The sequence below is a fragment of the Pararhizobium sp. PWRC1-1 genome (genome assembly GCF_049897905.1).
Classification (GTDB): domain Bacteria; phylum Pseudomonadota; class Alphaproteobacteria; order Rhizobiales; family Rhizobiaceae; genus Pararhizobium.
This window is the reverse complement of sequence record NZ_JAFCXE010000022.1, coordinates 45,983-72,959: the sequence shown is the minus strand read 5'-3', so window position 1 is coordinate 72,959 and position 26,977 is coordinate 45,983. Positions and strand designations below refer to the sequence as shown.

24 protein-coding genes and 2 pseudogenes are annotated in these 26,977 nt (G+C 59.9%); 11 read left to right on the top strand and 15 right to left on the bottom strand.

All coding sequences use genetic code 11. The annotated features are described in order from the left end of the window. The first annotated feature begins 82 nt into the window (after positions 1 to 82). The 6 genes and pseudogenes from ACP7E0_RS26975 to ACP7E0_RS26950 all read left to right on the top strand — a co-directional run. Positions 83 to 883 carry an ABC transporter substrate-binding protein gene (locus tag ACP7E0_RS26975; protein WP_426129462.1) on the top strand — a complete coding sequence of 267 codons (801 nt, stop codon included), beginning with the start codon at positions 83 to 85 and terminating at the stop codon, positions 881 to 883. A 62-nt stretch (positions 884 to 945) separates the two neighbouring features. Next, positions 946 to 1,620: an amino acid ABC transporter permease gene (locus ACP7E0_RS26970; protein ID WP_426129460.1), complete on the top strand. Its 675-nt coding sequence runs from the start codon at positions 946 to 948 to the stop codon at positions 1,618 to 1,620. After that, positions 1,617 to 2,354 carry an amino acid ABC transporter ATP-binding protein gene (locus ACP7E0_RS26965; protein WP_426129458.1) on the top strand — a complete coding sequence of 246 codons (738 nt, stop codon included), beginning with the start codon at positions 1,617 to 1,619 and terminating at the stop codon, positions 2,352 to 2,354. The genes ACP7E0_RS26970 and ACP7E0_RS26965 overlap by 4 nt, the downstream gene beginning before the upstream one ends. Positions 2,355 to 2,383: 29 nt before the next feature. Next, positions 2,384 to 3,682, top strand: a complete 1,299-nt coding sequence (locus ACP7E0_RS26960; protein ID WP_426129456.1) for a cysteine desulfurase-like protein — start codon at positions 2,384 to 2,386, stop codon at positions 3,680 to 3,682. 17 nt (positions 3,683 to 3,699) lie between these two features. Then, positions 3,700 to 5,118: a dihydropyrimidinase gene (gene hydA, locus ACP7E0_RS26955; protein WP_426129455.1), complete on the top strand. Its 1,419-nt coding sequence runs from the start codon at positions 3,700 to 3,702 to the stop codon at positions 5,116 to 5,118. Between the two features lie 26 nt (positions 5,119 to 5,144). Next, a pseudogene (locus ACP7E0_RS26950) lies at positions 5,145 to 5,407 on the top strand (hypothetical protein); the annotation flags it as partial. A 482-nt stretch (positions 5,408 to 5,889) separates the two neighbouring features. On the opposite strand, the gene ACP7E0_RS26945 reads toward ACP7E0_RS26950, so the two are convergent. Beyond that, on the bottom strand, positions 5,890 to 6,069 hold the full coding sequence (locus ACP7E0_RS26945; protein WP_426129453.1) for a hypothetical protein: 180 nt from the start codon (positions 6,067 to 6,069) through the stop codon (positions 5,890 to 5,892). Between the two features lie 193 nt (positions 6,070 to 6,262). On the opposite strand from ACP7E0_RS26945, the gene ACP7E0_RS26940 reads away from it, so the two are divergent. After that, positions 6,263 to 6,565 carry a hypothetical protein gene (locus tag ACP7E0_RS26940; RefSeq protein ID WP_426129452.1) on the top strand — a complete coding sequence of 101 codons (303 nt, stop codon included), beginning with the start codon at positions 6,263 to 6,265 and terminating at the stop codon, positions 6,563 to 6,565. 86 nt (positions 6,566 to 6,651) lie between these two features. On the opposite strand, the gene ACP7E0_RS26935 is transcribed toward ACP7E0_RS26940, so the two are convergent. Then, the gene (locus ACP7E0_RS26935; protein WP_426129451.1) at positions 6,652 to 6,927 is read right to left on the bottom strand and encodes a hypothetical protein; all 276 of its coding nucleotides are present in this window, start codon (positions 6,925 to 6,927) and stop codon (positions 6,652 to 6,654) included. 157 nt (positions 6,928 to 7,084) lie between these two features. Then, complete coding sequence (locus ACP7E0_RS26930; RefSeq protein WP_426129449.1) at positions 7,085 to 7,231, bottom strand: hypothetical protein; 147 nt, start codon at positions 7,229 to 7,231, stop codon at positions 7,085 to 7,087. Positions 7,232 to 7,623: 392 nt separating this feature from the next. On the opposite strand from ACP7E0_RS26930, the gene ACP7E0_RS26925 reads away from it, so the two are divergent. Then, positions 7,624 to 7,791, top strand: a complete 168-nt coding sequence (locus ACP7E0_RS26925; protein ID WP_426129447.1) for a hypothetical protein — start codon at positions 7,624 to 7,626, stop codon at positions 7,789 to 7,791. A gap of 806 nt (positions 7,792 to 8,597) precedes the next feature. Here ACP7E0_RS26925 and ACP7E0_RS26920 read toward each other — a convergent pair. From ACP7E0_RS26920 to ACP7E0_RS26865, 12 genes and pseudogenes are all read right to left on the bottom strand, one after another. After that, complete coding sequence (locus ACP7E0_RS26920; protein WP_426129445.1) at positions 8,598 to 10,784, bottom strand: Ig-like domain-containing protein; 2,187 nt, start codon at positions 10,782 to 10,784, stop codon at positions 8,598 to 8,600. 737 nt (positions 10,785 to 11,521) lie between these two features. Further along, positions 11,522 to 11,930, bottom strand: a pseudogene (locus ACP7E0_RS26915) (DDE-type integrase/transposase/recombinase); the annotation flags it as partial. A gap of 64 nt (positions 11,931 to 11,994) precedes the next feature. After that, positions 11,995 to 12,927, bottom strand: coding sequence for an XdhC family protein (locus tag ACP7E0_RS26910; RefSeq protein ID WP_426129443.1), 933 nt, complete (start codon positions 12,925 to 12,927; stop codon positions 11,995 to 11,997). Position 12,928: 1 nt separating this feature from the next. Beyond that, positions 12,929 to 13,516, bottom strand: coding sequence for a UbiX family flavin prenyltransferase (locus tag ACP7E0_RS26905; protein WP_426129442.1), 588 nt, complete (start codon positions 13,514 to 13,516; stop codon positions 12,929 to 12,931). A 3-nt stretch (positions 13,517 to 13,519) separates the two neighbouring features. Then, positions 13,520 to 14,893: a UbiD family decarboxylase gene (locus tag ACP7E0_RS26900; protein WP_426129440.1), complete on the bottom strand. Its 1,374-nt coding sequence runs from the start codon at positions 14,891 to 14,893 to the stop codon at positions 13,520 to 13,522. Between the two features lie 61 nt (positions 14,894 to 14,954). Beyond that, a complete protein-coding gene (locus ACP7E0_RS26895) occupies positions 14,955 to 15,899 on the bottom strand; it encodes an amidohydrolase family protein (protein ID WP_426129438.1) in 945 nt (314 codons plus the stop codon). Positions 15,900 to 15,919: 20 nt separating this feature from the next. Further along, on the bottom strand, positions 15,920 to 16,843 hold the full coding sequence (locus tag ACP7E0_RS26890) for an amidohydrolase family protein (RefSeq protein WP_426129436.1): 924 nt from the start codon (positions 16,841 to 16,843) through the stop codon (positions 15,920 to 15,922). Positions 16,844 to 17,247: 404 nt separating this feature from the next. After that, a complete protein-coding gene (locus tag ACP7E0_RS26885) occupies positions 17,248 to 18,390 on the bottom strand; it encodes a CobW family GTP-binding protein (protein WP_426129434.1) in 1,143 nt (380 codons plus the stop codon). After that, on the bottom strand, positions 18,387 to 20,693 hold the full coding sequence (locus ACP7E0_RS26880) for a xanthine dehydrogenase family protein molybdopterin-binding subunit (protein ID WP_426129433.1): 2,307 nt from the start codon (positions 20,691 to 20,693) through the stop codon (positions 18,387 to 18,389). Before ACP7E0_RS26880 ends, ACP7E0_RS26885 begins: the two co-directional genes overlap by 4 nt. Next, positions 20,690 to 21,172, bottom strand: coding sequence for a (2Fe-2S)-binding protein (locus ACP7E0_RS26875; protein WP_426129431.1), 483 nt, complete (start codon positions 21,170 to 21,172; stop codon positions 20,690 to 20,692). Before ACP7E0_RS26875 ends, ACP7E0_RS26880 begins: the two co-directional genes overlap by 4 nt. After that, positions 21,169 to 22,032 carry an FAD binding domain-containing protein gene (locus tag ACP7E0_RS26870; RefSeq protein WP_426129429.1) on the bottom strand — a complete coding sequence of 288 codons (864 nt, stop codon included), beginning with the start codon at positions 22,030 to 22,032 and terminating at the stop codon, positions 21,169 to 21,171. Before ACP7E0_RS26870 ends, ACP7E0_RS26875 begins: the two co-directional genes overlap by 4 nt. A 60-nt stretch (positions 22,033 to 22,092) precedes the next feature. Continuing rightward, positions 22,093 to 23,484 carry a nucleobase:cation symporter-2 family protein gene (locus ACP7E0_RS26865; RefSeq protein WP_426129428.1) on the bottom strand — a complete coding sequence of 464 codons (1,392 nt, stop codon included), beginning with the start codon at positions 23,482 to 23,484 and terminating at the stop codon, positions 22,093 to 22,095. 158 nt (positions 23,485 to 23,642) lie between these two features. Between ACP7E0_RS26865 and ACP7E0_RS26860 the strand changes: the two genes are divergently transcribed. The 3 genes from ACP7E0_RS26860 (at position 23,643) to ACP7E0_RS26850 (ending at position 26,961) form a co-directional block, all read left to right on the top strand. Next, entirely contained in the window at positions 23,643 to 24,539 is an 897-nt protein-coding gene (locus tag ACP7E0_RS26860; protein WP_426129426.1) for a LysR family transcriptional regulator, read from the top strand. Positions 24,540 to 24,699: 160 nt separating this feature from the next. Next, a complete protein-coding gene (locus ACP7E0_RS26855) occupies positions 24,700 to 25,500 on the top strand; it encodes an aldolase (RefSeq protein ID WP_426129424.1) in 801 nt (266 codons plus the stop codon). 165 nt (positions 25,501 to 25,665) lie between these two features. Further along, positions 25,666 to 26,961, top strand: coding sequence for an amidohydrolase family protein (locus ACP7E0_RS26850; protein WP_426129423.1), 1,296 nt, complete (start codon positions 25,666 to 25,668; stop codon positions 26,959 to 26,961). Positions 26,962 to 26,977: the final 16 nt, after the last annotated feature.

Below are 26,977 nucleotides of genomic sequence, written 5' to 3'. Positions count from 1 at the left end.
TTCCTTGGTCGAACCGGTCTGACCAGTTAGACCAGTCAAGCCAGCGTAAACGTGTTTAGGCCAAAAAATCAAGGGGAACCTCATGAAAACGCTCAGCCTCATCAAGTCCACCATCCTCTCCGCCCTGCTTGCCACTGCGGGGTTCGCGTCCACTGCCATCGGCGCCGACCTCACCGTGGGCGCAAATATCGGCAACGTGCCATGGGAATTTCAGGATGCATCCGGGAAAACCGTCGGCTTCGAAGTCGAACTCGTGACCGAAATCGGCAAGCGGCTCGGCAAATCAGTCGAATTTGTCAACATCCCCTTCAGCGGGCTGTTTTCCGCCGTGCAGTCCGGCCGTATCAACATGGCCGTCTCGTCCATCACGATCACCGAAAAGCGGCTGGAATCCGTCACCTTCGCGCAGCCATACTATGACAGCGACCAGTCGTTGACGGTGATGGCCTCCAGCGGAATTTCTGGTGTTTCCGCCATGGAAGGCAAAGTCGTCGGCGTCGACACAGGCTCGACCGGCGACATGTGGGCGACATCCAATACGGAGAAGTACAAGCTTGGAGAAATCCGCAAGTTCGAGGGCCTGTCGCCAGCCATGCTAGACCTGGCTGCGGGCCGCATTGACGGCTATATCAGCGACATTCCGGCACTTCAGTATTACGTCAAGGACAAACCGGAACTCAAGGTGGTCGAGCGCATCACGACGGGCGAGAAATACTCCATCATGTTCAACAAGGGCGACCCGCTAGCCAACGAGGTCAATGACGTGATCTCGACGCTAAAGAAGGAAGGCTTCGTCGCAAAGCTTCACGAGACCTGGTTCGGTGCCAAGGCCGAAGACACGACCTCGACCGTTGTGGTCATGGACATGCCGTCTGCCAAGTAAACCGTGACCCCATGTGATGACGGCGTTGGCGCGCCGCCATTACATTCAAAGCCGGTGGCCTCATGAATCTGCTCAATACCTTCTTCAATATACCGATCCTGATCGAAACCTTCCCGCTTCTACTATCGGGGCTTCTGGTGACGCTGGAAATCGGCATCACAAGCATTATCGCTGGCCTGGTCGGCGGCCTCTTTCTGGCGCTCATAAGGCTCTATGGATCCGGTCCGGTCCCGTTTCTCGCCAAGATCTATATCGACATTTTCCGTTCGATCCCTTTGCTGGTGCTGCTGATCGTCGTCTATTACGCCCTGCCTTTCGTTGGTATCCGATTCTCACCCTTCGTCTCGGCCGTTGTAGCGCTGACCCTTGTGTCCTCGGCCTATACGGCGGAGATCTTTCGTGCCGGCATCGAGGCCATTGCGCCTGGACAGTTCGAGGCGTCCCAGGCTCTGGGTCTTTCAGGCCGTCACATGATGGTCGACGTGATCCTGCCGCAGGCCATCAAGATCGTCATTCCGCCGCTGACCAACAATTGCATCAACGTCCTCAAGGACACCGCGCTCGCCTCCGTCGTCGCCATGCCCGATTTGTTGAAGCAGGCCACTCAGGCGCAGGCCTTGTCAGCCAATCCAACACCGCTGATCGGCGCAGCACTCATCTATGTCGCCCTGCTTTGGCCATTGGTCGCCATCGTGGCGCGCCTGGAAAAGCACTTCGGCGGGGAGAAGCGCTCATGAGCCCGCTCATCAAGATCAGCAGTCTGAAAAAGGCCTACGGCATTTTCACCGTGCTGCACGGTATCGATCTCGACATTGCCGAAGGGGAAGTCGTCTGTATCATCGGACCGTCCGGCTCCGGCAAATCGACCCTCATCCGCTGCATCAATCGGCTGGAGGCTTTTTCCAGCGACAGCAGTATCGTGGTCGATGGCGTCACCGTCGGGCCAGGCAAGGCCCTGACAAAGGTGCGGGCCGAAGTTGGCATGGTGTTCCAATCCTTCAACCTGTTCCCGCATCTGACGGTGCTCAAAAACGTCATGCTCGCCCCGATGCGGGTACGCGGCAAGAAGCCTGCCGAAGCCGAGCAAAAGGCGCGCGAGCTTCTGGCCCGTGTTGGCATTGCCGAGCAGGCGGAGAAATATCCTGGCAAGCTATCCGGCGGCCAGCAGCAACGCGTCGCGATCGCCCGTGCACTGGCCATGGAGCCCAAGGTCATGCTGTTCGACGAGCCAACATCGTCGCTCGACCCGGAAATGGTCGGCGAGGTGCTGGATGTGATGAAGTCGCTTGCCGGTACCGGCGTGACGATGATCGTCGTCACCCATGAGATGGGCTTTGCCCGGCAGGTAGCCGACCGGGTTATCTTCATGGATGGCGGCCGCATCATCGAACAGGGCACGCCGTCCGAAATCTTCGACAATCCCAAGGAGGAACGGACACGCAGCTTCCTGCGCGCCGTTCTCAACCACTGAGAAAAACAAAAGACGGTCTGGAGGACCACATGCCAAACCAAGACATCCCGACGCGCGACAAACCCGGCGAAACCGGACTTGATGTCGATTTCGTTCGTAGCCAGTTTCCCGGCCTTGCCCATGGCTGGACCTTTTTCGACAATGCCGGTGGATCGCAGATCCTCAAACGCGCCGTCGATAGGATCAGCACTTTCCTTTATGATAAGAATGTCCAGATCGGGGGCAGCTACGAGGTATCACAGGCAGCTGCGACGGCACTCTACGAGTCCCGCACCGCGGCAATGCATCTCGTCAATGCGTCACGACCGGAGGAGATTGTCTTCGGCAGCTCGACCACCGCGTTGTTGCAGAACCTTGCCCGCGCTATGACGACCCAGTTGACCCCCGGAGACGAAATCGTCGTCACCATCGCCGATCACGAATCCAATATCGGGCCTTGGGACAAGTTGCGCGATTCCGGCATCGTCATCAAGTTCTGGCCGCTTAACAAGGACACCTTTGCGCTCGATCTCGCCGATCTCGAACCGCTGATGTCGGACAGAACGAAACTCGTCTGCATTACCCACGTCTCAAATATCCTCGGCTCTATTAACCCGGTTCGCGAGATCGCCGCGTTCGTGCATGACAGGGGCGCGCGCATCTGCGTCGATGCGGTCGCCTATGCGCCCCATCGGGCGGTGGATGTTCAGGCTTTGAATGTCGATTACTACGTCTTCAGCCTCTACAAGACCTATGGTCCGCATTACGCGCTGATGTACGGCAAATACGAGCATCTGCTCGAACTCGATACCCTCTACCATTATTTCTACGGAAAAGACAAAGTTCCAGGCAAATTGGAGCCCGGCAATCCCAACTATGAACTGGCCTACTCCACCTGCGGCATTGTCGATTATCTATGTGAGTTGGGCGAAAAAGCCGGCGAAACTGGATTCACCCGGCAAAAGATTGTCGCTGCCTATCAGGCAATCACAGCGCAGGAAAACGCCCTCGTCGATCGCTTGCTCGGTTATCTTCGCGGCCGCAACGACTGCCGGATCATCGGTCAGAACTCCAATCGCAATGGCAATCGTATCCCGACTGTCAGCTTCGTGTTCGATGGCCGCGACTCCGCCGAGATTTGCAAAGCGATGGATGCACATCGGATCGCCATCCGCTTTGGTGATTTTCACTCGCGTCGGCTGGCGGAATATCTCGATCTCACCGAGAACAATGGCATGGTCCGTGTCTCGATGGTCCACTACAACACGATCGAGGAAATCGACCGGATGACCAAGGCGCTGGATAGTATCCTCGGATCCGCCGACAGTACCGTTACTACGGCAGCCTGAAACCGGGAGCAGACCGCATGCAGTTCGACACGATTATCCGCAACGGAACGGTCGTTACCGCCAGCGATACCTTCCGGTGCGACGTCGGTATCCACGATGGCCGGATAACAGCACTGGCCGACAACCTTAGCGGTGCGGCTGAGATAATCGATGCCAGCGGCCTCTACGTCATGCCGGGCGGTATCGACAGCCATGTGCACCTAGCACAGCTGTCGGGCGACGGCATCGTCATGGCGGATGATTTTGCCAGTGGCACGCTGTCGGCGGCCTTCGGCGGCAATACCACCATCATCCCGTTCTGCATGCAGGAAAAAGGCTCGACACTGGGAGAATCGCTGAAAGTCTACCATGCCAAGGCCGAAGGCGAATGCTATATCGACATCAGCTTCCACCTCGTCGTCACCGATCCGACCAGCTATGTGCTGGGCCAGGAATTGCCGGCATTGGTCGAGGATGGCTATACCTCGATCAAGGTCTTCATGACCTATGACAATCTGCGCCTTCGCGATGACGAGATCCTCGCCACCCTCGATAGCGCGCGCTCATCGGGCGCGCTGGTGATGGTCCATTGCGAGAACGAGGATGCAATCCGTTTCCTGATCGGCCGCCATGAAGCGAACGGCGAACTGGCGCCAAAATATCATGCCACCAGCCGCCCCGTCGCTGCCGAGCGCGAGGCGACCCACCGGGCGTTATCACTGGCCGAAATCGTCGACACACCGATCGTCATCGTCCATGTTTCAAACCGAGAAGCTATGGAGGAAATCCAGCGTGCACGCGCACGCGGCAGCAAGGTTGCCGGGGAAACCTGCCCGCAGTACCTGATGTTGACGGCGGACGACCTCGATGCCACGGAACTGGAGGGTGCGAAATTCGTCTGCTCGCCGCCACCCCGCGACAAGGACAGCCAGGCCGCATGCTGGGAAGGCCTGCAAAACGGAACGTTCGACCTGTTTTCTTCCGACCACTGCCCGTTTCGCTACCAGGATGACCAGGGAAAGCTCAACGAAAAAGGAAAGAAGAATTTTCGCTGGATCCCGAACGGGATTCCGGGTGTGGAGACCCGACTGCCTATCCTGTTTTCTGAAGGTGTCGGCAAGGGCCGGATCGACCTCAACCGGTTCGTCGCCCTATCCTCGACCAACCATGCCAAACTCTATGGCCTCTACCCCAAGAAAGGGACGATCGCGATCGGCTCGGATGCCGATATTGCACTTTGGGACCCGAAGAAGTCGGTAACGATCACCAACGATATTCTGCACCATGGGGCCGACTACACGCCCTACGAGGGACTAGACGTAACGGGCTGGCCAGTGCGGGTGCTCGTCCGTGGAAAAACGGTAACCGATGGTGAGACGCTGGTCGCGGCCAAGGGATCGGGCAATTATCTCGAAAGGCTCAAGTCCGCCCTGGCTGCACGCAACGCGGCCAGCTAGCGCCTATCTCGCAATTCGATCAAAGTAGAAGCAGGTGGGCCAATATTCCGGCCAAGAGTAATCGGAAGGAGAGCTTCCCTTTCAGCCAATGGTTTACCGATAGCGTAATCTCGTCGAGCGTTTCTTCAGCAAACTCAAACAGTTAAGAGGCACCGTGCCCCGATATGACAAAGACCCGGCAAACTTTCTCGCCGCCCTCAAACTCGCAGCAGCGAGACGTTTGGCTAGGTCGCTCACTCATAAAACCGGGTTTGCAAATCGGTTTGATTTTGATGCACTAAAACCTTGATTTGGATGCCTCTCCTGACCCGTCACCAGTTTGATCTCAGCGATTCCGAGCGGACTGTTATTCACCCCTGGTTGCCCAGTAAGCCGCGTGGCGTGCCGCGCGTTGACGGCCGGCGGTTGATCGGCATCTTGTAGCGGTTCCGGACAGTTCGCCCTGGCAGACTTCCGGACAGATGTGGTCCGTATACAACCTGCTACAACCAGTTCGTGCAGATGGCTGGATATGTTGTGGGATGGTACCGGCCGCACCCCATAAAAGCGGTGATCGAAACCCTAAACGGATGGGTTCCTGTCGTCATCGCGGAATTTTCCGAAGCAGCGTAATACTTACAGCCATAAGGTGAACTTAGGCTGTTTTGTTGCGTTATCGCAGTGCCTCTGATTGGCTTTCACCGACAAAAGACACGCTGCCAATTTTCCAGTTTTCCCGGCCTGCCGATGCGAAACAATTCAGGGCGGCCGAAGCCGCCCTTCTAGTTTCTATTACTCCCATGCGTCTTTTTTGCCAGCGGGCGTTTTGTCGGCGCCCGCTTTGCCGGCTTTGGATCTGTTCCTGTTATCTTTGGCATTGAAGCCGCCGGCGAGACGCGCTTGCCCCTGCGCCAATTCAATCTGGCCAACGTTTTTGACGGTGGACTGCTTTTCTGCTGGCGCCAGCGGCACGGCAGCACACGGCAGATGGCGTATGTCGGCTGCTATGGCCGTGGCAAAATCGTGGAATGGTTACAGGAAACTTTAGCTTAAGTTCGGAGTGCACCCGCCTACATGCCGCTTAACCAGATGTTCACCATGCGTCGATACCTTTTGAAACATTCGCAAGAGAGTAGCGTTTCCCATCTTCAATTAAGGGGGATGCATGGAAATCGACCGAATCGAATGGCTCCGCGAGGCTCGTCAGCCGCATAGCTATCGGCGCATGTACGGGCTTGTTGTGATGATAATTGCCAGTTCGTCTACGACTACATCCGAAAGACGCATGGCCAACTACATCAAAGGCCTGCTGAAAAATGTGATGGAGCTCGCCATCGCCAGTGCATCAATCCTATCAAAGGCTCGTATCGGCTTCGCTCATCTAACCGAAATTGTGTTAGAAGCCGAGTGCAGTCAAACCCTCGGGCAGGGTACGCGACCGCTGTCGCCGTTTGGCACTGACCCTTGACGCTCCCCTTTCGGAACTTCATCAGAACCTAATCAAAGCAGACTTGCATATGCTGCCGCCACTTGGGCGTCTTAGTTTCCGCAGAATCAGATCGTGGATCTCCAAATATCTGGATCCAATATCGGGACAGCTTCATCAGCTGACAAAGCGCCGGCAGGTGCCAAGGTGCCAAGAAGTACCGTGGTGTTGATCTGTTCAGGTAGGACCTCGGCGTAGACCTGCTGAACTTGAAACCAGCCTTGTCCGAGTTGTTCCACGCGGACCAGTTGACCGGCAGAAAAGCCGGGCGCTGCGCCATCAGTCTCGATAATTGGATGCGGGCGGTCTTTCACCTGCAGCGCGAAGCCGACAAAATATCTCAAATCTCTCTCCTTCGTGGTTAGGGACTTTAGTTTTGTCCGGTGACGGCTGGCATGCCTAATCCGCTATTCGAAACGGGCTTGTAATAGGCGTTGTAGACCAGCAGTAAAGACAGGGCGAAGAACCCTGTGAGGATCAAGAACAACACATTTCGCGCGATCATTGATCACCTATCGCTAAAACGAGCGGCGCTGACATGTCTGTGGGTAAGTGGTCCCGGGGAAGCGTGTAAAGATACCCGAGCGCCAGCGCCAATACGCCAAAGACCAGGTTGATTAGCCCAATTGTCAAAATGTCGTCATCCATAGTGCATCTCCTCGAAGTGGGAACCCAACAGATTGACGAAAGTTCCGAGACAGCAGCAAGTCACTGCGTCAGGGCGCTCGTTTCAGTACGACAAGCGAAGGTGAGGGGAGCAGGTTTGGCGGATCATGCTCGATCGCCAGGAGACTTAGCGCACAAGCAACCAGCGCCCCAATGAACATCCAACCGTACGGCATTTGTAAATCCTCCAAACGCAGTTGGAGCGCAGCACACACTCGGGGCGGTTACCGCCCGTTTAACCAACGTGGTAAACACCAATCACTTATAGGCGGCATGCATAACCCGACCGGGCATAAGTCGGAGCAGAGCAACCTCATAAGTGGTTGAGTTGGGCCTAATATTTGTTTGTTCCACTACAATATGGTGATCTACCTATGGTTTTTGTTTCAGGGGAGGAGAGCAGCGAAGCCGATCGGAGCGGGTCCTATCATACCGGTTATGTGCGCCAGGTTGATGTCCAAGGCGATGTCATGTGGGCGCTGGTCAATTCGGTCTACTTCTTCGCCGCGAACCACGATATCGAGGTCGTGCTTTGGCATTGAGGCAGTAGTCCAAGACGGTTACAACAGCCCGATAGCTAGTCAGGCTCACACGTCATCAGTATCCGGAACTGCCGCCACCACTATTACCGCCGCCATAATCATTACCGCCGTATGCGGGGCGATTATCATAACTTGGGCTACTCTGACATGCTGAGACTGCCAGCGCCGATATCGAAATCGCGATTGCTGCCAATAGATATCTGAATCTCATATCTGTCTCCACTTGAAGGTGGTAGGCCACGCAGAGCTGCTATTTATGCAGTGTCTACCTCGCGTCTGCGGATGGCAAATCACCGAATGGCTAGGAAAACTTCGGCTCATCGAGGGGAGAGCCTAATCCAAAAGGATTAGCTCGGGGTACTCGTTCGACAACCGAGCTCTGTCCGTTCACAAGCCGTTCACGCTTGGTTTAAAGATCACGAATATTCGCTCTGTCAAGAGAACGGACAGCAATTCAAACCCCGTCGCCTTCACTGGGGGCGGGGGCCTTTTCAGGGAACCCGACGCCCGAGACCCCTCATTTTGTCGGCTTCACTTCAAAGAACCGCCAGCGTTTGTACTCGTCGTCGGTGGCCTCTAGCATCTCGCCCATTGACACTAGTGTTCAATGTCCACAGTGATGTCGTTATGGCGACAATCGCAAGATTGGCGAGCAGTTCATTCCAGTGGCTCATCGCTATCGGGTTCGAGACGCACGTTCTCGGCAGTGATGGTAGTCTGCTGATCTGAACGCCTCGTTGAGGCTAGCAGTAATTCGAGCACAATTTCGCTGACAGTGCGTAACGATAGGCACCGCAATCAGACAATTACCTGACGTGAATGGCACCGGGAATCTGACTGCGGCCATAGGTGATCCTGTAGCGGCCGGTTTCGACAGGAAACATGGCGTAGGCGATCCCCTTGATGGTCTCGGTCTTGAAGTTGACGGAGATCCCGTCGCGGCTGATCGCCGACACCTCTCCCCGACCGGTTTGCGCCGGGACCATTCCGCGAAGCATTGCTACGGTTCGTCTGTCGGCGAGCGCGTCGAATGTGAGGGCGTCACCGTTCCAGGCGATATGCGCGAAATAGGAGTTGTTGCGACCGTCGGTCCAATCGAGCAATTGCTTCGCGGAGACCAATGGAACGCCACGAGCCTTCGCCACCGCGGTCAACTGTTTATCGAATTCGTCGGTGAAATCGTAGTGCGTTCCGAACGCGCCGTAGTAACCTTGCGGCCCCAGAGCTCGGTCGAGCTGCGTCTCTATCGCAGATGGAAACGGCATACCGCTCTCGTTCACCAGATGCGAAGCTACCTGGTAGACGTCGATCATGCTGCCGTCGAGATCGGCAAACCGCATCGGCAGACCGGATCCGGTCATGAAGCCGGGGCGACCCTTTATCCATGAACCGGGCCAATAATAATAGCTGAGGTCCATTCGCACCCCAAACCGGGCCTCCGTTTTTGGCGTCGACGCCCAGTCGCCCCAGGCCACACAATGCGTACGGCTACCCGTCTGGGGCGGCAGGTCAGGATACTTGACGCGAAATGCGTACAGTTCGCGGCTGAATGTCAACGCGAAGTCCCCCGGCAGGAGATTGTCGCAGCCCTTGTTAACGTGATCGCCAATATCGAAGCCTTCCGCAACGTAGGCACGGGCCTCTTCGGCCGACAAACCACCAGTGGTGTAAATCCATGCGGTGGCGCGATAGCATTCCCACTTAGCGACCGAGCATCCCTTAGGCTCGTTCGCCTTCAGGTGATCAAACGAATCCTCGGTCCCGCTTGACGTGCCATGATCGTCGCCCGCCATGACGAGAACCGCCTTGTGTCCCTTCGGGAAGTACCACAGCCTCGGAAGCGGCGCCTTGTCCTCGAGCATGAAGCTCATCAGGTTGACCAGAAGCCGCTGTTGCTCGTCGGCCACCGGAATGGCGATTTTGTCCAGATCATTCCAGTCGCCTTTCTCGTCGCCTTTCTTGGCACCGAAGAAAAGATCATTGGACCGAATGACGGAATTGCCGTCACGTTCGTCGTTGGCCCAGGCAGGATTACCCTGGCGCGCGTATATCACCGACCGGGCGAGATCATAGGTGAACGCCGCGGTCTGGCCGCCGGTCTTCCCAACGCTGCGAATCGTGATGGCCGGATTTGGCGTCGCGTTCGAGCCGTTGCTGTAGAGCCGGGCGATTTCGGTCGTGCCTTCCGTCGGCGCGTAAAGATCTGCCGTGCCATGATATTGGATCGTCTCGCCGACAATCCCGTGCCCAGGAACGCTCTTCGTGTCGATCGAAAGGTAACCTTCGTTCAGCGAAGCGGCTTGATCCTCCAATCCGAGCAATCCTGCTAGCTTCTTGTCCGGGCGCATAGCAATCAGATCGCCGCCACTGTTGACCCAGTCCGAAAACATCGAGGCCTGTACCTCACTCAGCGGCAATTCGCCCAGCAGGACCAGATCGAACCGGTCGAGCAGTTCCGCAGTAACGTGCGAAAGGTCGACGCTGTCGAACGAGCCTATGCCTTCGGCTCGCAGAATCTCACTGTAATATTTGCTGAAAGGAAAGGCGCCGGAGAAAATGAGCAGGATAGGTCCGCCAAAGCCATCTTCAAGATCGCGCCGTGTCGTGAACGACCAAGTGTGGCCGGTCGTCAGGGTGTTGCCGGCCTGATCACGAACACCAGGAGCTAAGGTTGCCGTATATTTCGTATCGCCCACGAGAGGCATTGTTGGCGCCAGCACAGCTGAACGCGTCGAAATATCGTATGCGACACTCGCCTCCACAGGTAAGCCGCCTGTTGAAAGCCGGAGCGAACTGCCGCCGATGGTGGCGGAGTCGACGTCTTCGCCAAAGGTAACACTGATCGCTGCGTTGAAATCGACCTCTGCCGCATCTGTGAAGGGCGCGACACCGGAGACAGCCGGCGCAAGGTCTCGCATAACGATAACGGTCCATCCGGTCGCCGCCAACATAGCCGCGGCGAACACTATCAAACCTTTTCGCCCTTTCGCCATTTCGACTGCGCCTCGTAACAAGATCGACGGGAATTTGGCGCACCGATCGTAGGGTACTACGTCTTTCGCCAAAAGGGTTGCGCCAAAGTTTTATCCCACGCTCTTCCTTGGTAAAAGCCGCATTATGGACATCGCTGAAGCCGAATGGCCCTTTGCCATCATCATTCACCGGTTTCGTCGTTAACGCGTTGATATTCGCTAGAAACATAGTTTCGTCAGTCTATGCGCCTGGCGCCTTCCGGCGCTAAGCTCACCGGTATGAGACAAATTCTGTGAGTTCGTTTCACACTTCAACTCTTCAAGTCGGGCTGCTCCGTATTGTCCAGCGACAAAAGCGGAACAACGAGGCTGTCCTTTCCGGGGACGAAAACCTGCCAGAGGCGACAATCACGTAGTCTTTCTTGTCTTTCGTTCCGATGACGACGTTGCGGACTTCACCGACGATGCGGTCGTCGGAGGTCGACAATTTTATTGACGGCCGGGATCCAGCGCGCTGATCGGCACAAGCGGTCTTCATTGAGAGTGCCGCGGCTGCCCTTTATTTTACCAAGTCGTTACTGCAGGTCTCACCTGCGGCCTGTTGCTGATCGACGGCATCCTCGTCGGATGTACCACGCTCCCCGCGCGACGGCGCACCTTGTATCCTGTTATAGGGCTCTCGTGCTCGCGCGCCTTCGGAGGTGGGTCGGATTGTCTGCACAGTTTTAGGCGGTTTGCTAAGTGGATCTCCGCCTCGATTATGCCACTGCCTTCATTGGCGTCAGCGTTTTGAAGTAAGCCTGATCCGTGTTTTCCGGTCAATCGATGAATGTGAGCGTCGGTTATTGCTTGAGCTCAGGTATCGGTCGATGCCTGCTCGGGCCTCCGGCACGCTTTTATAGGCATGGAGATAGACCACCTCATATTTGATCGACCGCCAGAGCCGTTCAACGAAGACGTCGCACCATTCGCCTTTGCCATCCATCGAGATTGCAATCTCGGCTTTCTTCAGCACCGCCGTGAAGTCGACGGATGTAAACTGCGACCCTTGATCCGTAAGAAGACGTCTGGTCTGCCATAGCGGTCAAGCGCTTTTTCAGCCGCTTCGAAACTGAGGGCCGTCACCAGCGTGAGCGACAGGTGCCAGGTCAAGACGCGTCGGCTAAATCAGTCAACAGCGGAAGAGGTAGGCGAGCGTAGTGACGGAGGGGCATCTGTGCATTTTCCATGATTACGCGTGAGGCAACCGTGATTGCGCGATATCGGCAACGATGGAGAGCGCGAGCGAGTTCGAGTCCCTTGCCTTGTCGAAAATTCCGATCGGAGCCTTGATGCGGGCCAACTCGGGCTCGCCGTAGCCGAGTTGTCTCAGCGCTGCGCAGCGTTTCTCATGGGTACGGCGGCTGCCGAGCGCGCCGATGTAAAAGGCAGGTGACGCGAGCGCACAGACGAGAAACGGTAGTTCCTTGTCGATGTCATGGTACAAGATTGCGACCGCCGTATCCGGGTCCAGCTGATCGGGGGAAATATGGCAGCGACGCTCGACCACGATTACCTCATAGCCGGATGCGGCCGCAACGCGCGCCACGGCCCCGGTCTCCATCGGGGTGCCGCCGATGAAAAGCCGCGGCTTTGGATGGTAGGCACTTACGAAACAATTCCCTTCCCAGCCGCTCGCCCCCTCGCCCGGCGTGAAGGCGAGCATCTGCGCGCCGGCATGATAGCGCAGGCGAACGGGCATACGCCGTTGCAAGGCCGCGAGCACCTCGCGCAGCACCGTGGCGGCGCGGATGACATGGATGGCGAGCGTGATACCACCGCCGCAAGGCAGCACGATGTCGAAGAAGGGCGAACCTTCGCCGAGCCGGAGATTTCGGTCCATGCCGTTTTGAAGGGCGATGACGGCCTCGGCCGCCACCGCCGCTTCGGTGCAGCCGCCGGAGACGAAGCCGCAATAGAGGCCATCTTCCCGCACCGCCATCTGCGCGCCTATGGCGCGGGCTGCACCGCCACGAATTTCGACGAGAGTGACGAGCGCGGCACCGTAGCCTCCGTCGAGGGATTGCAGGGCAAAGTGCAGGATCTCGCTCGCATCGTCGGACAAAAAGGCGACGCGCGGTTCTTGCGCAATTGCTTCCAGGTCGGGGGCGATACGTGCGATCATGCTAATTCATCGCTCCTTGCGTTCCCTGCCAGCGGCGTACGATGCCGGGGTCGAGATCGTAGAGGTCGAGTACACGGCCGACCGTGTGGTCGACCATGTCGGCGAGGCTTTGGGGTTTCGCATAGAAGGCCGGGACGGGCGGATAGATGATGCCGCCCATTTCGGTGACCTGCGCCATATTGCGGATATGGCCGAGATGGAGCGGCGTCTCGCGAAGCATCAGCACGAGCCGCCGGCGCTCCTTCAGCACCACGTCGGCCGCGCGGGAGAGCAGGTTATTCGTCGTGCCGGTGGCGATCTCGGCCAGCGTCTTCACCGAACAGGGGGCGACGATCATGCCGAGCGTCTTGTAGGAGCCCGAAGAACAGATCGCGCCGATATCCCTGTTGGAATGGGTAGTCGTCGCCAGTGCTTCGAGATCCTGCTTGGTAAAATCCGCCTCGGCCGCGAGCGTGATGCAGGCGGCGCTCGACATGATCAGGTGCGTTTCGATTTCGAGGTCGCGCAACACTTCGAGGATGCGCTTGCCGTAGACCACGCCGGAAGCGCCAGAAATGCCGACGATCATGCGTCTTGGCCGCGTCGTCATCGCCTATCCCACGCTTTTGAGGAGCGCCGCAGCACGGGCGGAAGCCTCGTCGCTGATGCGGGCGCGAACGCCGTGGAAGTTCGGCCCGCGCGTGGCATCGAGGCCCATGCGTGACGTCGTGCCGATGCCGCTCGCCGATGGGTCGAGCGCATTGCCCGGCAGGCCCTCGATGATGACGACATCCTTGTGCGGCTGGAAATGGGTGGCGAGCGCCCAGAGCACCTCGCTGTCGCGGGTAATATCGACATCCGCATCCACCACCACGACAGTTTTCAAATACTGGTCCCAGCCGAGGAGGCCGAGCATGACCTGGCGCGCTTCACCCTCGCGCGACTGGTTCATTGCGATATAGGCGTGGAAATGGGTACCCGAGGACGGGTAGTGCACGGCAGTGATCGAGGGGAAGCGGGCCTTCAGCTTCTCCACCACTTCGGCTTCTCGGGGTACGCGGCCGAGATTGAGGTGTTCCGCCGAATTGCCGCCAGCCACACTGACGAGGATTGCATCGCGACGGCGCATCACGGTTTCGACGGTGAAGAGGTTGTTGGTCGAGCGATCCGAGGAATAGCCGGTGAACTCGCCGAATGGCCCCTCCTCCACATGGGCTTGAGGGTCCAGCACGCCCTCCAGCACGATCTCCGCGTGGGCGGGAACGCGGATGCCGTACTTTGGCGTGCGGACGACCTGAAGCGGTTCACCCATCAGGCCGCCTGCGACGTCGCGCTCGTCCTCGCCGAAGGCAAGGCGGGCGGAGGCGGCGATCATGAAGAGCGGATGGCCGCCGATGACCATGGCGACGGGCATCCGCTCGCCCTTCTCCTTCGCCATGTTCATCAGACGCCAGAGATGGCCACGCGAATGCAGCGAGGTCGCCAGCGAATTCTTCGAGTGGATCATCGCGCGGTGATAGCTCAGATTGCCGGCGCCGGTTTCCGGATGCTCGCCGATGATAATGCCGCTGGTGATGTATTTTGCCCGGTCGGTGTCGAAATGCTTCAGCATCGGCAGCGCGTGGAGATCGACCGCGTCGCCGGAGATGATTTCCTCGGTGATCGGTCCACTTTCCAGCAGTTCCGGCGTGAATGGCCGGTTGGAGCGCGCCTGGTAGGCCTCATGCAGGGTTTCGGCGGTCGAGCCCAGAAGACGGGCGATGCGATCGCGCGAAGCGAAGATATTGCAGATCACCTGACTGCCTATACCGCTGACATCGGTGAGGTGCAGCATCGGATGCTGCCCCCTGTCAGCCAGATTCCAGATCAGCGCTGTTGCGTCCTGATCGTCCGAGACCGGCCGGTCGATGGTGATGACATCCTCGGGGTGTTCCGCCCGGTAATCGGCCAGAAAACGGCGGACGTCTTGCTTGTGATACTGGGTCATGTCTCGGCCTCAATGCTGCGGATGGGAGGCGGCGCCCCGAAAGGGCGCCGCCGTCTTCAAATCAGGCGAACTCCAGATGCCTACCGGTGGCGCGATCGACGCCGGCGTAACTGTCTTTCAGGCGCGCCTGGGCGTCTTTTACGTCGCGCGGCGGCGGCGACGGGTCGATGCCGACGAGCTTGGCGATGTTGTTGCCCAGATAGCCTTCCAGATCGTCCTCGGAGAGGTTGATGCCGTGCGGCGGATCCTTGCAGAGCACTTCCAGTTCGCGCAGCCACATGCCCGGATCGTTCGGCGGGCTGTCCGTGCCGAAGACGATCTTGTTCTTCGGCAGCTGCTGGGCGAACTCCACGATGCGCGACTGGAAGCACCAGCCGGACTCGCAGTAGACGTTCGGCGTGTCCATCGCCATCCAGAACGACTCGAACGAATAGTTGCCGCCCGTCTGGACGCCGAAATGACCAATGATGAAGTTGACCATCGGGAATTCGCGGATGATCGGATAGAACATCGTCGGGATCGTATAGGGACCGTCGCCGGTGTGGATGAGCACCACCACGCCGAGTTCGGCGCACTTCTTCATCGCTGGACGCAGCCAGTCGAGCGCGCGGTCGGGACGGTAGCCGTGCATGTTGGCATGCAGCTTCAGCATCTTGAAGCCGTATTCCTTGACGTGGAATTCCAGCTCGGCAGCGCCATTTTCTGGCCCCCAGCGCGGGTTGTAGTTGAAGTTGCCGATGAAGCGGTCCGGGTACGTCTGGCAAAGCTCGGCGCAATAGGCCATGTAGTCGCGAATGCCGTCGCGGCCCTTGCGGTTGCCGTCGCGGTAGCCGGTATTACCCGGCGGCGGCTGGATGAAGCCCATGTCGATCCGGCGCGGCTTGCCGTTGATCATGTAGGGGCCGTCCATCAGCTTGAGCATGCGTTCGCCCGTGAAGGGGGAACCCGTATGGCGCCATGCCTCGTCTACGAGGTTGGTCGGGTGAAGGTGGGTATCGATGATCATTGTTCACTCCGTTCAAATTTTTAGGCGGCGAGCGCGACGCCATGCCGGCGCAGATACGCTTCGGCTTCCGCGACGGTCGCCGGCGGCTTGGTCGGCTCAAGGCCGATCATGCGGGCGGTGTTGTTGCCCAGGTAGTCCTCAAGCGTATCCTCATCGAGGTTGAGGCCTTGCGGCGGCTCGTGGCAGAGGACTTCCAGAAGGTTGATCCACATGCCCGGCTCGTTCGGCGGAGTATCCGAGCCGAAGAGGATCTTGTGCTTGGGCAGGACCTTGGCAAACTCGACGATGCGCGACTGCAGGCACCAGCCGGATTCGACGTAGACGCTCGGCGTGTCGAGCGCCATCTGCATCGGCTCGAACACGTAGACGCCTCCGGTCTGCACGCCGAAATGCGCCAGGATGAAGTTCACTTCCGGGAACTCGCGGATGATCGGATAGAACTCCGTCGGGATCGAATACGGACCGTCGCCGGTGTGCACCTTCACCATCAGGCCGAGCTCGGCGCATTTCTTCAAGGCCGGGCGCAGCCAATCGAGTGCGCGGTCGGGGCGGTAGGCGTGCATGTTCGCCTGCAGCTGCACCATCTTGAAATCGAATTCCTTGGCGTAGCGTTCGATCTCTTCGGCGCCGTTCTGCGTCCCGTAGCGCGGGTTGTAGACGAAGCAGCCGAGGAACCGGTCCGGATGCTCAGTTACCATCTTTTCCGTATAGGCCATGTATTGGCGGATGGCGGCCTTGCCTTCCAGGTCCATGACTTCGTGGGTGTAGATGGTGTTGCCCTGCGGCGGCTGGATGAAGGCCTTGTCGATACGGCGCGGCTTGCCGTTCACGTAGTACGGGCCGTCCATCATCTTCAAGAGCTTGTCGCCGGTGAACGGCGGCCCGTCGTGGCGCCAAGCCAAATCCACCAGGTCGGTGGGGTAGCAGCTTAGGTCAATTATCATTCATTTTCTCCTGTCGTAGAGGGTCCGGTCGATGCGGGGCCGCGCAAGGAAAGCCATACCGGCCGAAGCCGAGGATAAATTCGCGATCTCAGGGAATGTCGGTGACGGGGAAGGAACGCTGGCGTGGCGGCTGCAGAGCAGTCGCGACCAACAGGTATTTCCTTTCGCAGTAAGCATCGACATCACGGCCTCATCTTCCAACAGACGATGAGCAATTGTCGGTGCTTCTACTCAGTGTCAAAGGAACCATATGTCGGTCGGGGTGTCAACTAGAATCTTTGGTTAAGTATCTGTTTTTAATTACTATTATTGAGAAAACAACAGCGGCCGCCCGCGCAGGAAGGTGCGCGGGCGGTTCCGGACCGAGGGACTTGCGCAGGCGGTGCGCCGCAGGAGAAGCGCCGCTAGGCCGCCAGGCATGCGCGCAAGTTTCGGTCTATGCCGTCACGGTCGAGATTGCGGCCAATGAAGACGAATTTCGACTTCCGTGCGTCCTCGCCCCAGTTGTGATCCGGGCGGAAATCGACCAGCTTGTGCACCGCCTGGAGCACGAAGAAGCGGTCGTCATTTGCGACCGAAACGATGCCCTTGGTCCGAAAGATGTCGTCGCCCCGCTCACCGAGATAGTCTTTCAGGAAGGTGGCGAGCCTCTCACCGTCGAAGGAGTGCGGATAGACGAAGGAATGGGATTTTACCGTCGCGTCATGGCTGTGCGGGCGCAGAGCGGCTGCATGCGCGTGGCCTTTACCGTCAACGTGGCCCTGGTCAGGATGGTGCACGTGGTCATGGTCCGGGTGGTCGCAGGCCCCGTCGTGGCATTCGTGGTGGTGGCCGTGCGCATCGTGGTCGTCGTCCATGTCGATATCGAGGATTTCCGCGCGCTCGCGCACGTAGGACGGCCTGAAGCCGTTAACACCGAGGATGTTGGAAAGGTCGACGACGCCGTAGCTGGAGCGCAGGATCGGCGCCGTCTGGTTGAGCTTGCGCAGCGATCTCTCCAGCGAGCCGAGCGCCTCGTCGTCGGCAAGGTCGATCTTATTGACGATGATGCGGTCGGCCGCAACGATCTGGTTGACGGCCTGGTTGTCGCTGCCATCCAGCACCGGGTCGTAGAGGTGCTGGTCGATGTGTTTTGCATCCACCAACGTCACGACGGCATCCAACTCCACCTCGTCGGCGACGCTGCGGTCGACGAAGAAGGCGGTGGCGACGGGGGTCGGGTCCGCAAGGCCGGAAGTCTCGACGATGATGTGGTCGAACTTGTCCTTGTGGCTCAAGAGCTTCTTCATCACGTCGATCAGGTCGTTGCGCACGTCGACGAAGCAGCAGATGCAACCGTTCTGCATTTGGAAGATTTCCTCGTCCGAGGCGAGCACCAGGTCGCTGTCGACGTCCACCTCGCCGAACTCGTTCTCGATCACCGCGATGCGGTGGCCGTGGCGTTCGGTGAGGATGTAGTTGAGTAGCGTCGTCTTTCCCGAGCCTAAGAACCCGGTCAGGATCGTGATCGGGAGTTTCTGGGTCGCAGGTTCGATATGCATATTCATGCCTTCTTCTCCCTCAAGGCTTTCAGGATGTCTTCCGGTGTGATCGGATAGTGGTGGAACCGAACGCCGATAGCGTCGTGGATGGCGTTGGCGATGGCCGGGCCGATTGCGATGATCGGGTCTTCGCCGACCCCCTTCGCGCCCCAGGGGCCGCCCGGATCGGGTGCGGCCTCGAGGATGATCGTCTCGATTTCGGGCATGTCCATCGAGAGCGGCATCTTGTAATCGACGAGGCCCGCATTCAGCGAACGGCCCGTCTTCTTGTCGATGATGTAGTCCTCAGTCAGCGTGTGGCCGATGCCCTGCTGGATGCCACCTTCTATCTGGCCTTGCGCCGCGATCGGGTGGATGACGCGGCCGACATCGTGCACAGGTATGACACGCTTGACCTCCACGATTCCGGTTTCCGTATCGATATGCACCTCGGCGAAATGCGCGGCGAAAGAATAGGATTTCGTCGGCTCGTAGGTGCCGTTCGCGATGATGTTGGCGGCAGGAATACCGCGAGAGGGACCCATCGCTTCGGCCACGGTCATGGAGCGGGTGGCATCGGATTTTAGGAAGACCTTGCCCTCGCTGAGATCAATCTCGGCCGGCGAGACCAGGAGTTTCTTCGCCGCCCGCTCCAGAACGGCGGCGCGGACCTTGCCGGCGGCCATCTTCGCGGCAGTGCCGACGAGGTAGGTCGTGTGGCTGGCAAAGGCGCCGATATCCCACGGCACCACGTCCGTATCGCCGTGGATTATGCCGACATCCTCGAAGCGCACGCCGAGCTCTTCCGCAACAATCTGTGCCAGCGCGGTATGCGCGCCGGTGCCGAGGCCGGCGGCCCCGGTGAGCAGCGTCACCGTGCCGTCCTCGTTGACCTTAACGGTTGCGTTGCCCTGTTCCTTGATGCCGGGATAGGCCGACGAGCCGTGCATTTCGCAACCGATGCCCCAGCCGGTGCGGATATGCGGGCGCTTGGGATCCGGCGTGCGGTCGCGATTGCGCAGCTTTTTCCAGTCCAGCAGGTCGATGCCGTGCTGGAGACAGATTTCCAGCCCGTGGCCGAGAATGGGATGACCCGACGGCGCGATATCGCCCTCGCGCACCACGTTCATCAGCTTCAGCTCCGCGGGGTCCATGCCCAACCGTTCGGCCGCCTCGTCCATCTGGATGTCGAGCGCATAATAGCTCTGCACCACGCCATAGCCGCGGAAGGCGCCGTTGATCGGCGTGTTGGTGTAGACGCAGCGACCTTCCAGCCGCACGTTCTCGCAGCGATAGAGCGAGGTGGCGGCAGTCGTACCGACGATGGTCACGCCCGGGCCGTGCGACCCGTAGGCGCCCGAGTCGTAGACGAGCTTCATGTCGCGGGCGACGAGCGTGCCATCGTTCTTGAAACCCTGTTTCAGCCAGATCTTGCAGGGGTGGCGCGAGCGGCCGGCGACGAACGTCTCGTGCCGGGTGAATTCTATTTTCACCGGCCGGCGCGTCTCTTTCGCTAGGAGCGCGCACAAAAATTCGTGCTGGAAGAGGTCCTGCTTGGCCCCGAAGCCGCCGCCCATATGGTCGACGAGCACGCGAACCTTGGTGAGCGGCAGGCCGAGCACCTCCGCAAGAATGCCGCGCACCATGAAGGAGGTCTGGGTGGAGGTCCAGAATGTCAGCTTGTTGGAGCCGTCCCAGTCCGCGATGCAGACATTCGGCTCCATATAGGCGGGATGCGGCCGTCCGCCGGAAAATTCACCTTCAAGCACGAAATCAGCCTCGGCAAAGCCGGCCTCCACGTTGCCTCGATTGACGCGCACCGGATCGAGCACCAGGTTGCCGCCCGGCCCGACTTCGTGGATCAGCGGCGCGCCCGGCTGTGCTGCATCCTCCGGCTCGAAGACGGCTGGCAGGGGTTCGTATTCAACCTCGATCAGGTCGAGTGCCTCGTCGGCGATCTCCTCGCTGATGGCGGCGACGGCGGCGACGCCCTCGCCCCAGAACCGCACCCGGTCATCGAGGATGTACTGGTCCTTGGTGCAGGAGGCTGAGCGCGGATGCGGCGAGCCGTAGTGCAGGACGCGCGGCACGTTTTCATGGGTCAGCACCGCCTTGACGCCGGGATAGGCAAGTGCCTTGCTGACATCGATGCTCTTGATGCGCGCATGGGCGATTGCCGCGCGTTTGATCTTGCCGTGAAGCATACCCGGGAGTTTGACGTCGCCGGTATATACGGCCTCGCCTGTTACCTTTTGCAGCACGTCGTCGCGCTTGACGCTCTTGCCGACGATCTTGAAATCGCGTTTTTCGATTGGGGTCGTCATGTTCATGATCTTTCTGCCTCCATCTCGCGCGCGGCGGATTTGATCGCGTCGAAAATCTTGGTGTATCCCGTGCAGCGGCAAATATTGCCGCTGAGGCCGAAGCGGATGTCCTCGTCGGTCGGGCGCGGGTTGTCGTCGAGCAGCTTCTTGGCCATCATCAGGATACCCGGCGTGCAGAAACCGCATTGCGAGGCCCCGTGCCGCATGAAGGCATCCTGCAGCGGATGCAGCGTATCGACGCCCGGCTGAAGCCCCTCGACGGTCTCGATCGAGCAGCCTTCCGCCTCGACGGCAAGCATGAGGCAGGCATTGACCGGATCGCCACCGACCAGCACGGTGCAGGCACCGCAATCACCGACGTCGCAGCCCTTCTTGGTGCCGGTGAGGCCGACGTCGTCGCGCAGCGCGTCGAGCAACGAGCGGCAGGTATCGACCGCCATGTCGCGCGCTTCGCCATTGATGGTGAGTTCGACGATTCGTTTCATGCGAAAGCCTCCAGTGCCTGTTTGATGGCACGGCCCGTGAGCACGCCCACCATGTCGCGGCGGTAATCGGCGCTGGCGCGCACGTTGCTGATCGGCGTGCATTCCTCCATCGCCTTGTTCGCGGCGCTCTTGACCGTTGCCGCGTCGAGCGAAGTGCCGCGCAACATCTCTTCCGCCTGCGACGCGCGCAGCACGGTTGCCCCCACCGCGCCGAGCGCGATGCGGATATCGTTGCAGAGGCCGTCCTCCATGGTGAGACTAACGGCGACGCCGACGGTGGAGAGTTCCATGGCCTTGCGGCGGCCATGTTTCAGGTAGGCCTTGCCACTGTTTTTCAACGACGGCGGCACGGTGACGCCCGTGACGATCTCGCCCTTGGCCAGCACGCTCTTGCCCGGGCCGGTGAAGAATTCGGCAAGCGGGATCACCCGCATGTTGGTGCGACTGTAGATGTGCACAAAGGCGCCGTCCGCAATCAGCGGCGGGATCGTATCCGCCGAGGGCGAGGCGCGACAGATATTGCCGACGACAGTGGCGCGGTTGCGCACCTGGATGGAGCCGAGCGAGGCGAAAGCGGCGCGCAGGTTCGGATAGCGCTGGCACACCAGCGGCAGGCGCTCCAGGCGCCCAACCGTCACCAGGGCGCCAAACGTCAGGCCGCGCGTTTCATCGTAGGTAATATCGGCAAGGCCGGGGATCTGCTTGATATCGATGACGTTGCGCACGCGGCGCAGCCGTTCCCTGATCTCGACCAGAAGGTCCGTTCCGCCGGCGAACAGGAAGCTGTCCTCGCCAAGCTCGGTGAGAAGGCGCGAGGCCTGCTCCAGCGTCTCCGCCCTATGGTATTCAAAGCGTCTCATGTCGATCCTCTTGTTCAGGGTTTCCGGCGGCGCCGCGCCGCCGGAGAGTGTCAGGACTCTTCAAACCGCGTCGGGCGCGGCCGCACCGTTCTTGAGTTCGGACTCGTCCGGCTCCTTCACGGGTATGCCGTTGAAGAGGATGTTGAGAAGGGCCGCGGCAAAGGTGCCGACGAGCACGCCGCTGTGCAGGAACCTCTCCAGCGCCTGCGGCAACTGGTCGAAGATCCTGTCCGCAACGACCGGCACCATGGCGAGGCCGACGCTGACCGCAACGATGTAGAGATTCCGCCGGTTGTTGGCGAAGTCCACCTTGCCGAGGATCTTGACGCCGGTGGCCGAAACCATGCCGAACATCACGATCGCCGCCCCGCCCACCACGTAGCTCGGTATGGACGCGCTGATGAAGGCGACCTTTGGCAGCAAGCCGAGCAGGATCAGAATGACGCCGCCCGTCGCCACCACCCAACGGCTCATGACGCCGGTGATCTGCAGGAGGCCAACGTTCTGCGCATAGGTCGTGTAGGTGAACGTGTTCAGGATGCCGCCAAGGATGTTGCCGACGCCATCGGTCCTGAGACCGCGCGCCAGATCTTCCTGGGAAATCTTGCGGCCTGCCATGTCACCGACCGCGAGGATCTGTCCGGTCGACTCGACCATCATCACCGTCATGACCGCACAGAGCGAAAAGATCGACCAGAACTCGAAGATCGGCCAGCCGAAGGCGAGAGGGTGTATGATCTGCACCCAATCGGCATCCCCCACGCCACTGAAGCTGACCTTGCCGGCAGCGACCGCGATGGCAAAACCGATGCCGATACCGAGCAGCACCGCGAGATTGGACAGGAAGCCCTTGAGAAACCGCGTCATCAGCAGGATCGCGACGAGCACGATCGAGGCGACGGCGAGCGCGAAGGGGGCGCCATAGGCCGGGTTAGGGATCATGCCCTCCGGCCCCCGGATCATTGGCTGGCCACCGGCCGCCCAGTTCACCCCGACGCGCATCAGCGACAGGCCGATGATCAGCATGACCGTGCCGGTGACGATCGGTGGAAAGAACCGCACCCATCGGCCGAAATAAGGTGCGGCCAGCAGCGTGAAGATGCCGGAACCGATCACGGCGCCGATGACGCCGGGCATTCCAAGCTCAGGGTTGGTACCCGTCGCAATGATCGACGGTACGGCCGTGAAGGCGATCCCCATCATGATCGGCAGGCGAATGCCGATATTGCCAATGCCGACCGCCTGGATAATGGTCACAATACCACAACAGAACAGGTCCGCGCTGACGAGCATGGCGATCTGTTCCTTCGGCAGTTGAAGCGCACTGCCGATGATGAGCGGTACGGCGACAGCGCCGGCATACATGACGAGAACGTGTTGCAGGCCCAGAGCCAGAAGGCTCGGAACCGGATAGATTTTTTCGACGGGATCCGTCGTATCAGGATTGGACATCCGCTTTCCTCCCAGCGAATAGCGTTCCGGCGCGGTGGGGGCTTCTTGACCTCATGTTTTACCGCACGCCGTACGAGGGGGATCATGCGGCTGGCCAAATCAGTAAACAATCGGCATAATAATATTTATTCATCTAATGACTGAATGAATGGGACGGCATGGATATCACGCTGAAGCAGCTTCGGGCGTTCGTCACCGTGGCCAATCTGGGGCAATTCACATTGGCTGCCGACAAGCTCGGTTCCTCGCAATCGGCGGTGAGCACGCTGGTGCGGCAACTGGAACAGAACCTTAATCTGCGCCTCTTCGACCGGCATACGCGCCTGTTGCGCCTCACCCAGGCCGGCACGGATATCCTGCCGGTCGCAGCGCGCGCCGTGGCCGATATCGAGGGCATGGTCGAGGCCTCGCGGGAACTGACGGCGCTGCGCCGCGGCAAGGTCTCGATTGCGGCGGGCACGGTTCAGGCCGCCTTGCTGCTGCCGCAACTGGTCCATGCGTTCAACAAGCTCTATCCGGAAATTACCGTTGCGCTTCATGACGTCGCCGAGAAGGTCGTGCTGGAGCACGTCGTCAATGGGTCGGTGGACCTCGGGCTGGGAACCGTGCCCGAGGAAGACACCGATCTCGTGGGCACCCGTTTGATGACCGACGAGTTCCTGGTCGTGCTGCACCCCGAGGACCCGTTGGTCAAGCTTCCAAAGCTCCGCTGGAACAACCTCTCCGACCGCAAGCTGATCGGGCCGCAGCGCGGCAACCCCATCCGCGAGCGCCTTGAAAGCGAACTGGCGCGCAACGGCATCGTGCTGCCGCTCGACAAGACGATGCAGGAAGTGGCGCTGCCACTGACCATTATCGGCATGGTCGAAGGAGGTCTCGGCGTTGCGATCATGACGTCGGCGGTCACTCGGCTGGCGACGTCGATGGGGCTGGTCGTGCGCACGCCGACCGAACCGCATATCCAGCGCGAAGTCAGCCTAATCCAGAAGCGGGCGCGATCACTTTCACCCGCCGCGCGGCGCTTCCGCGACTTCCTCCTCAAATCCGTGCATTGACCGCGCAAAAAATTCGGCGCTATTTGATGGCGCTGCTGGACTGCGCGGTGCGCGGGCAGGCAGGGCGCAGCGAGCCTCTATGGCCTTTGCTGTGCGCGGCACCGGCACTGCCAGGTTAGCCGCCGCTCCCAGCCCACACCAGACCAGACCGGGAGCATTCATGGCTCATTTCCTGAAAGACCGCGCCGAAAATCCGCACGAACCCGTGCGGCCCAACCGCCCCGACCTCTCGGGCGCTGCCATCCGCACCGCCAAGGAAGATCTTGCCGCCTGTTTCCGCATGGCGGCGCGAAACGGTTTCGAGGAAGGCGTCTGTAATCACTTTTCGGCGGTCGTGCCGGGATATGACGATCTCTTCATCGTCAACCCGTACGGTTATGCCTTTCGCGAGCTGACGGCCTCAAAACTTCTGATCTGCGATTTCAACGGCACCGTCGTCGATGGCGCGGGCGAGCCGGAAGCGACCGCATTGTACATCCACGCCGAAATCCACCGGCGCCTGCCGCGCGCCAGGGTCGCCTTCCACACCCATATGCCCTATGCGACCGCGCTTTCCATGACCGAAGGCCCGCCGCTGATCTGGGCCGGACAGACGGCGTTAAAATTCTATGGCCGCACCACCGTGGACGAAAACTACAATGGCCTGGCGCTCGATCACCGCGAAGGCGCTCGCATCGCGCGGACTGTCGGCGATGCGGATATCCTGTTCATGAAGCACCACGGCGTGCTGGTGCTCGCACCAACGATCGCCGAGGCCTGGGACGACCTCTACTATCTCGAGAGGGCGGCTGAAGTGCAGGTGCTTGCCATGTCCACCGGCCGCAGGGTTTCCCCCGTCGATCCGGCCATCGCGGAGGCCGCCTACCGCCAGATGCGCGAGGGCGACGCGGATTCCGCCCGCGCCCATCTCGCCGCAATTCGCCGACAACTCGACGCGGAAGAACCTCAATACAGGCACTGAACGGCCGTAGCGGTTCATCCGCCAGGCCGCCCGGCGGCACGAAGACACGGTGGTCGCCTGGTTTTCGATTATTACGAATCATTCATCAAAGCATTGAAATAATGAATTTGTTTTAATTAAAAGCGCGTGCTTACTTTTACCCAACAACAAGAGAGTGGGGACGATATGGCAAGGGACAATCCAACTGCGGCACTCGCAAATCTGGCCGCCGGTCAGTCCTTTGCGCTCACGGGCGGAACCGTTATCCATGGCGACGGGACGCAATCGATCAGTGATATCGTCGTCGGGGCGGACGGGCGGATCGCCGCCGTTGAACCCATCATCGACCGTGCCTACCGCGGCGCCTGCGTCGATATCAGCGGCATGCTGGTTTCGCCTGGCTTCGTCGATGCACACCAGCATCTCGACAAGACCGGGGTTCTGCGCTTCACCCCCAATCCGTCCGGAACGCTTCAGGGCGCGCGCGAGGCCTTCGCCAAATATGCCCGCACTGCCGGACCGGACGACATATACAAGCGCGCCACTCGTACTATCGAGCGATGTCTTTCCCGCGGCACGACCGCCATTCGCAGCCACATCAATGTCGACAAAGACGCCGCCTTCCACGGCATCGAGACGCTGGCAGGCATCCGCGATGGCGCGAAGGACCGCATCACGCTCCAGCTTGTCGCTTTCATGACGCCCCATCCCGGCCAGGACTTCGAATGGCTGGGCAAGAACATCGACGGTGCAGTGGCGCTGGCCGATGCCGTCGGCGGAACGCCTGCGGTTTCCGAAGACCCGCCGCGCTATCTCGACATCCTGTTTTCCGCTGCGGTCAATGCCGGCAAGCCGGTCGACCTGCATCTCGATGAGCACCTCAACGCCGGCGTGCATCTGCTGGATGCCGCCCTTGACCGGGTCGAGCGCTTCGGCATGCAAGGGCGCACGGTCTTCAGCCACGTCTCGGTGCTAAGTGCCCTGCCCCGTGGGGATTTCCAGCACATCGCCGAGCGCATCCTTGCCCTTGACGTCGGCGTCATCACGCTTCCGGCCGCAAACCTCTACCTGCAGGGTCGCGACTACGAGATGCTGCCGCCGCGCGGCCTGACAAGGGTCGCAGAACTGCACCGGGCCGGAGTCACAATCGCGACGGCATCCGACAATATCCAGGATCCGTTCGTGCCGACCGGCTCCGGCGACATGCTGGAGATTGCCCGCTGGACGCTGCTTGCCGGGCACTTGCGGGGCGACGAGCTTGCCGCCGCGCACCGCATGATCACCACGGCGCCGGCCCGCTTGATGGGCCTCGGCAAGGACTATGGACTACGGGCCGGTGCGCGCGCCGACTTCGTCGTCACAGACTGCATTGACACAGACACGCTGGTTGCCGGCGGACCGGACCGTGCCTTCGTCTTTTCGAAGGGACGCCTTGTGTCGCAAAGCGCCACGAAAAATATCCGCCTGACGGAGAACGCATAAGGGAACAGCGGCTCCG

Bases quoted from the DNA above. Each gene is read 5' to 3' on its own strand.
- ACP7E0_RS26975 (WP_426129462.1), top strand. From the start codon at position 83: ATGAAAACGCTCAGCCTCATCAAGTCCACCATCCTCTCCGCCCTGCTT.
- ACP7E0_RS26970 (WP_426129460.1), top strand. From the start codon at position 946: ATGAATCTGCTCAATACCTTCTTCAATATACCGATCCTGATCGAAACC.
- ACP7E0_RS26965 (WP_426129458.1), top strand. From the start codon at position 1,617: ATGAGCCCGCTCATCAAGATCAGCAGTCTGAAAAAGGCCTACGGCATT.
- ACP7E0_RS26960 (WP_426129456.1), top strand. From the start codon at position 2,384: ATGCCAAACCAAGACATCCCGACGCGCGACAAACCCGGCGAAACCGGA.
- hydA (WP_426129455.1), top strand. From the start codon at position 3,700: ATGCAGTTCGACACGATTATCCGCAACGGAACGGTCGTTACCGCCAGC.
- ACP7E0_RS26940 (WP_426129452.1), top strand. From the start codon at position 6,263: ATGGAAATCGACCGAATCGAATGGCTCCGCGAGGCTCGTCAGCCGCAT.
- ACP7E0_RS26930 (WP_426129449.1), bottom strand. From the start codon at position 7,231: ATGGATGACGACATTTTGACAATTGGGCTAATCAACCTGGTCTTTGGC.
- ACP7E0_RS26925 (WP_426129447.1), top strand. From the start codon at position 7,624: ATGGTTTTTGTTTCAGGGGAGGAGAGCAGCGAAGCCGATCGGAGCGGG.
- ACP7E0_RS26920 (WP_426129445.1), bottom strand. From the start codon at position 10,784: ATGGCGAAAGGGCGAAAAGGTTTGATAGTGTTCGCCGCGGCTATGTTG.
- ACP7E0_RS26910 (WP_426129443.1), bottom strand. From the start codon at position 12,927: ATGATCGCACGTATCGCCCCCGACCTGGAAGCAATTGCGCAAGAACCG.
- ACP7E0_RS26905 (WP_426129442.1), bottom strand. From the start codon at position 13,516: ATGACGACGCGGCCAAGACGCATGATCGTCGGCATTTCTGGCGCTTCC.
- ACP7E0_RS26900 (WP_426129440.1), bottom strand. From the start codon at position 14,893: ATGACCCAGTATCACAAGCAAGACGTCCGCCGTTTTCTGGCCGATTAC.
- ACP7E0_RS26895 (WP_426129438.1), bottom strand. From the start codon at position 15,899: ATGATCATCGATACCCACCTTCACCCGACCAACCTCGTAGACGAGGCA.
- ACP7E0_RS26890 (WP_426129436.1), bottom strand. From the start codon at position 16,843: ATGATAATTGACCTAAGCTGCTACCCCACCGACCTGGTGGATTTGGCT.
- ACP7E0_RS26885 (WP_426129434.1), bottom strand. From the start codon at position 18,390: ATGAATATGCATATCGAACCTGCGACCCAGAAACTCCCGATCACGATC.
- ACP7E0_RS26880 (WP_426129433.1), bottom strand. From the start codon at position 20,693: ATGAACATGACGACCCCAATCGAAAAACGCGATTTCAAGATCGTCGGC.
- ACP7E0_RS26875 (WP_426129431.1), bottom strand. From the start codon at position 21,172: ATGAAACGAATCGTCGAACTCACCATCAATGGCGAAGCGCGCGACATG.
- ACP7E0_RS26870 (WP_426129429.1), bottom strand. From the start codon at position 22,032: ATGAGACGCTTTGAATACCATAGGGCGGAGACGCTGGAGCAGGCCTCG.
- ACP7E0_RS26865 (WP_426129428.1), bottom strand. From the start codon at position 23,484: ATGTCCAATCCTGATACGACGGATCCCGTCGAAAAAATCTATCCGGTT.
- ACP7E0_RS26860 (WP_426129426.1), top strand. From the start codon at position 23,643: ATGGATATCACGCTGAAGCAGCTTCGGGCGTTCGTCACCGTGGCCAAT.
- ACP7E0_RS26855 (WP_426129424.1), top strand. From the start codon at position 24,700: ATGGCTCATTTCCTGAAAGACCGCGCCGAAAATCCGCACGAACCCGTG.
- ACP7E0_RS26850 (WP_426129423.1), top strand. From the start codon at position 25,666: ATGGCAAGGGACAATCCAACTGCGGCACTCGCAAATCTGGCCGCCGGT.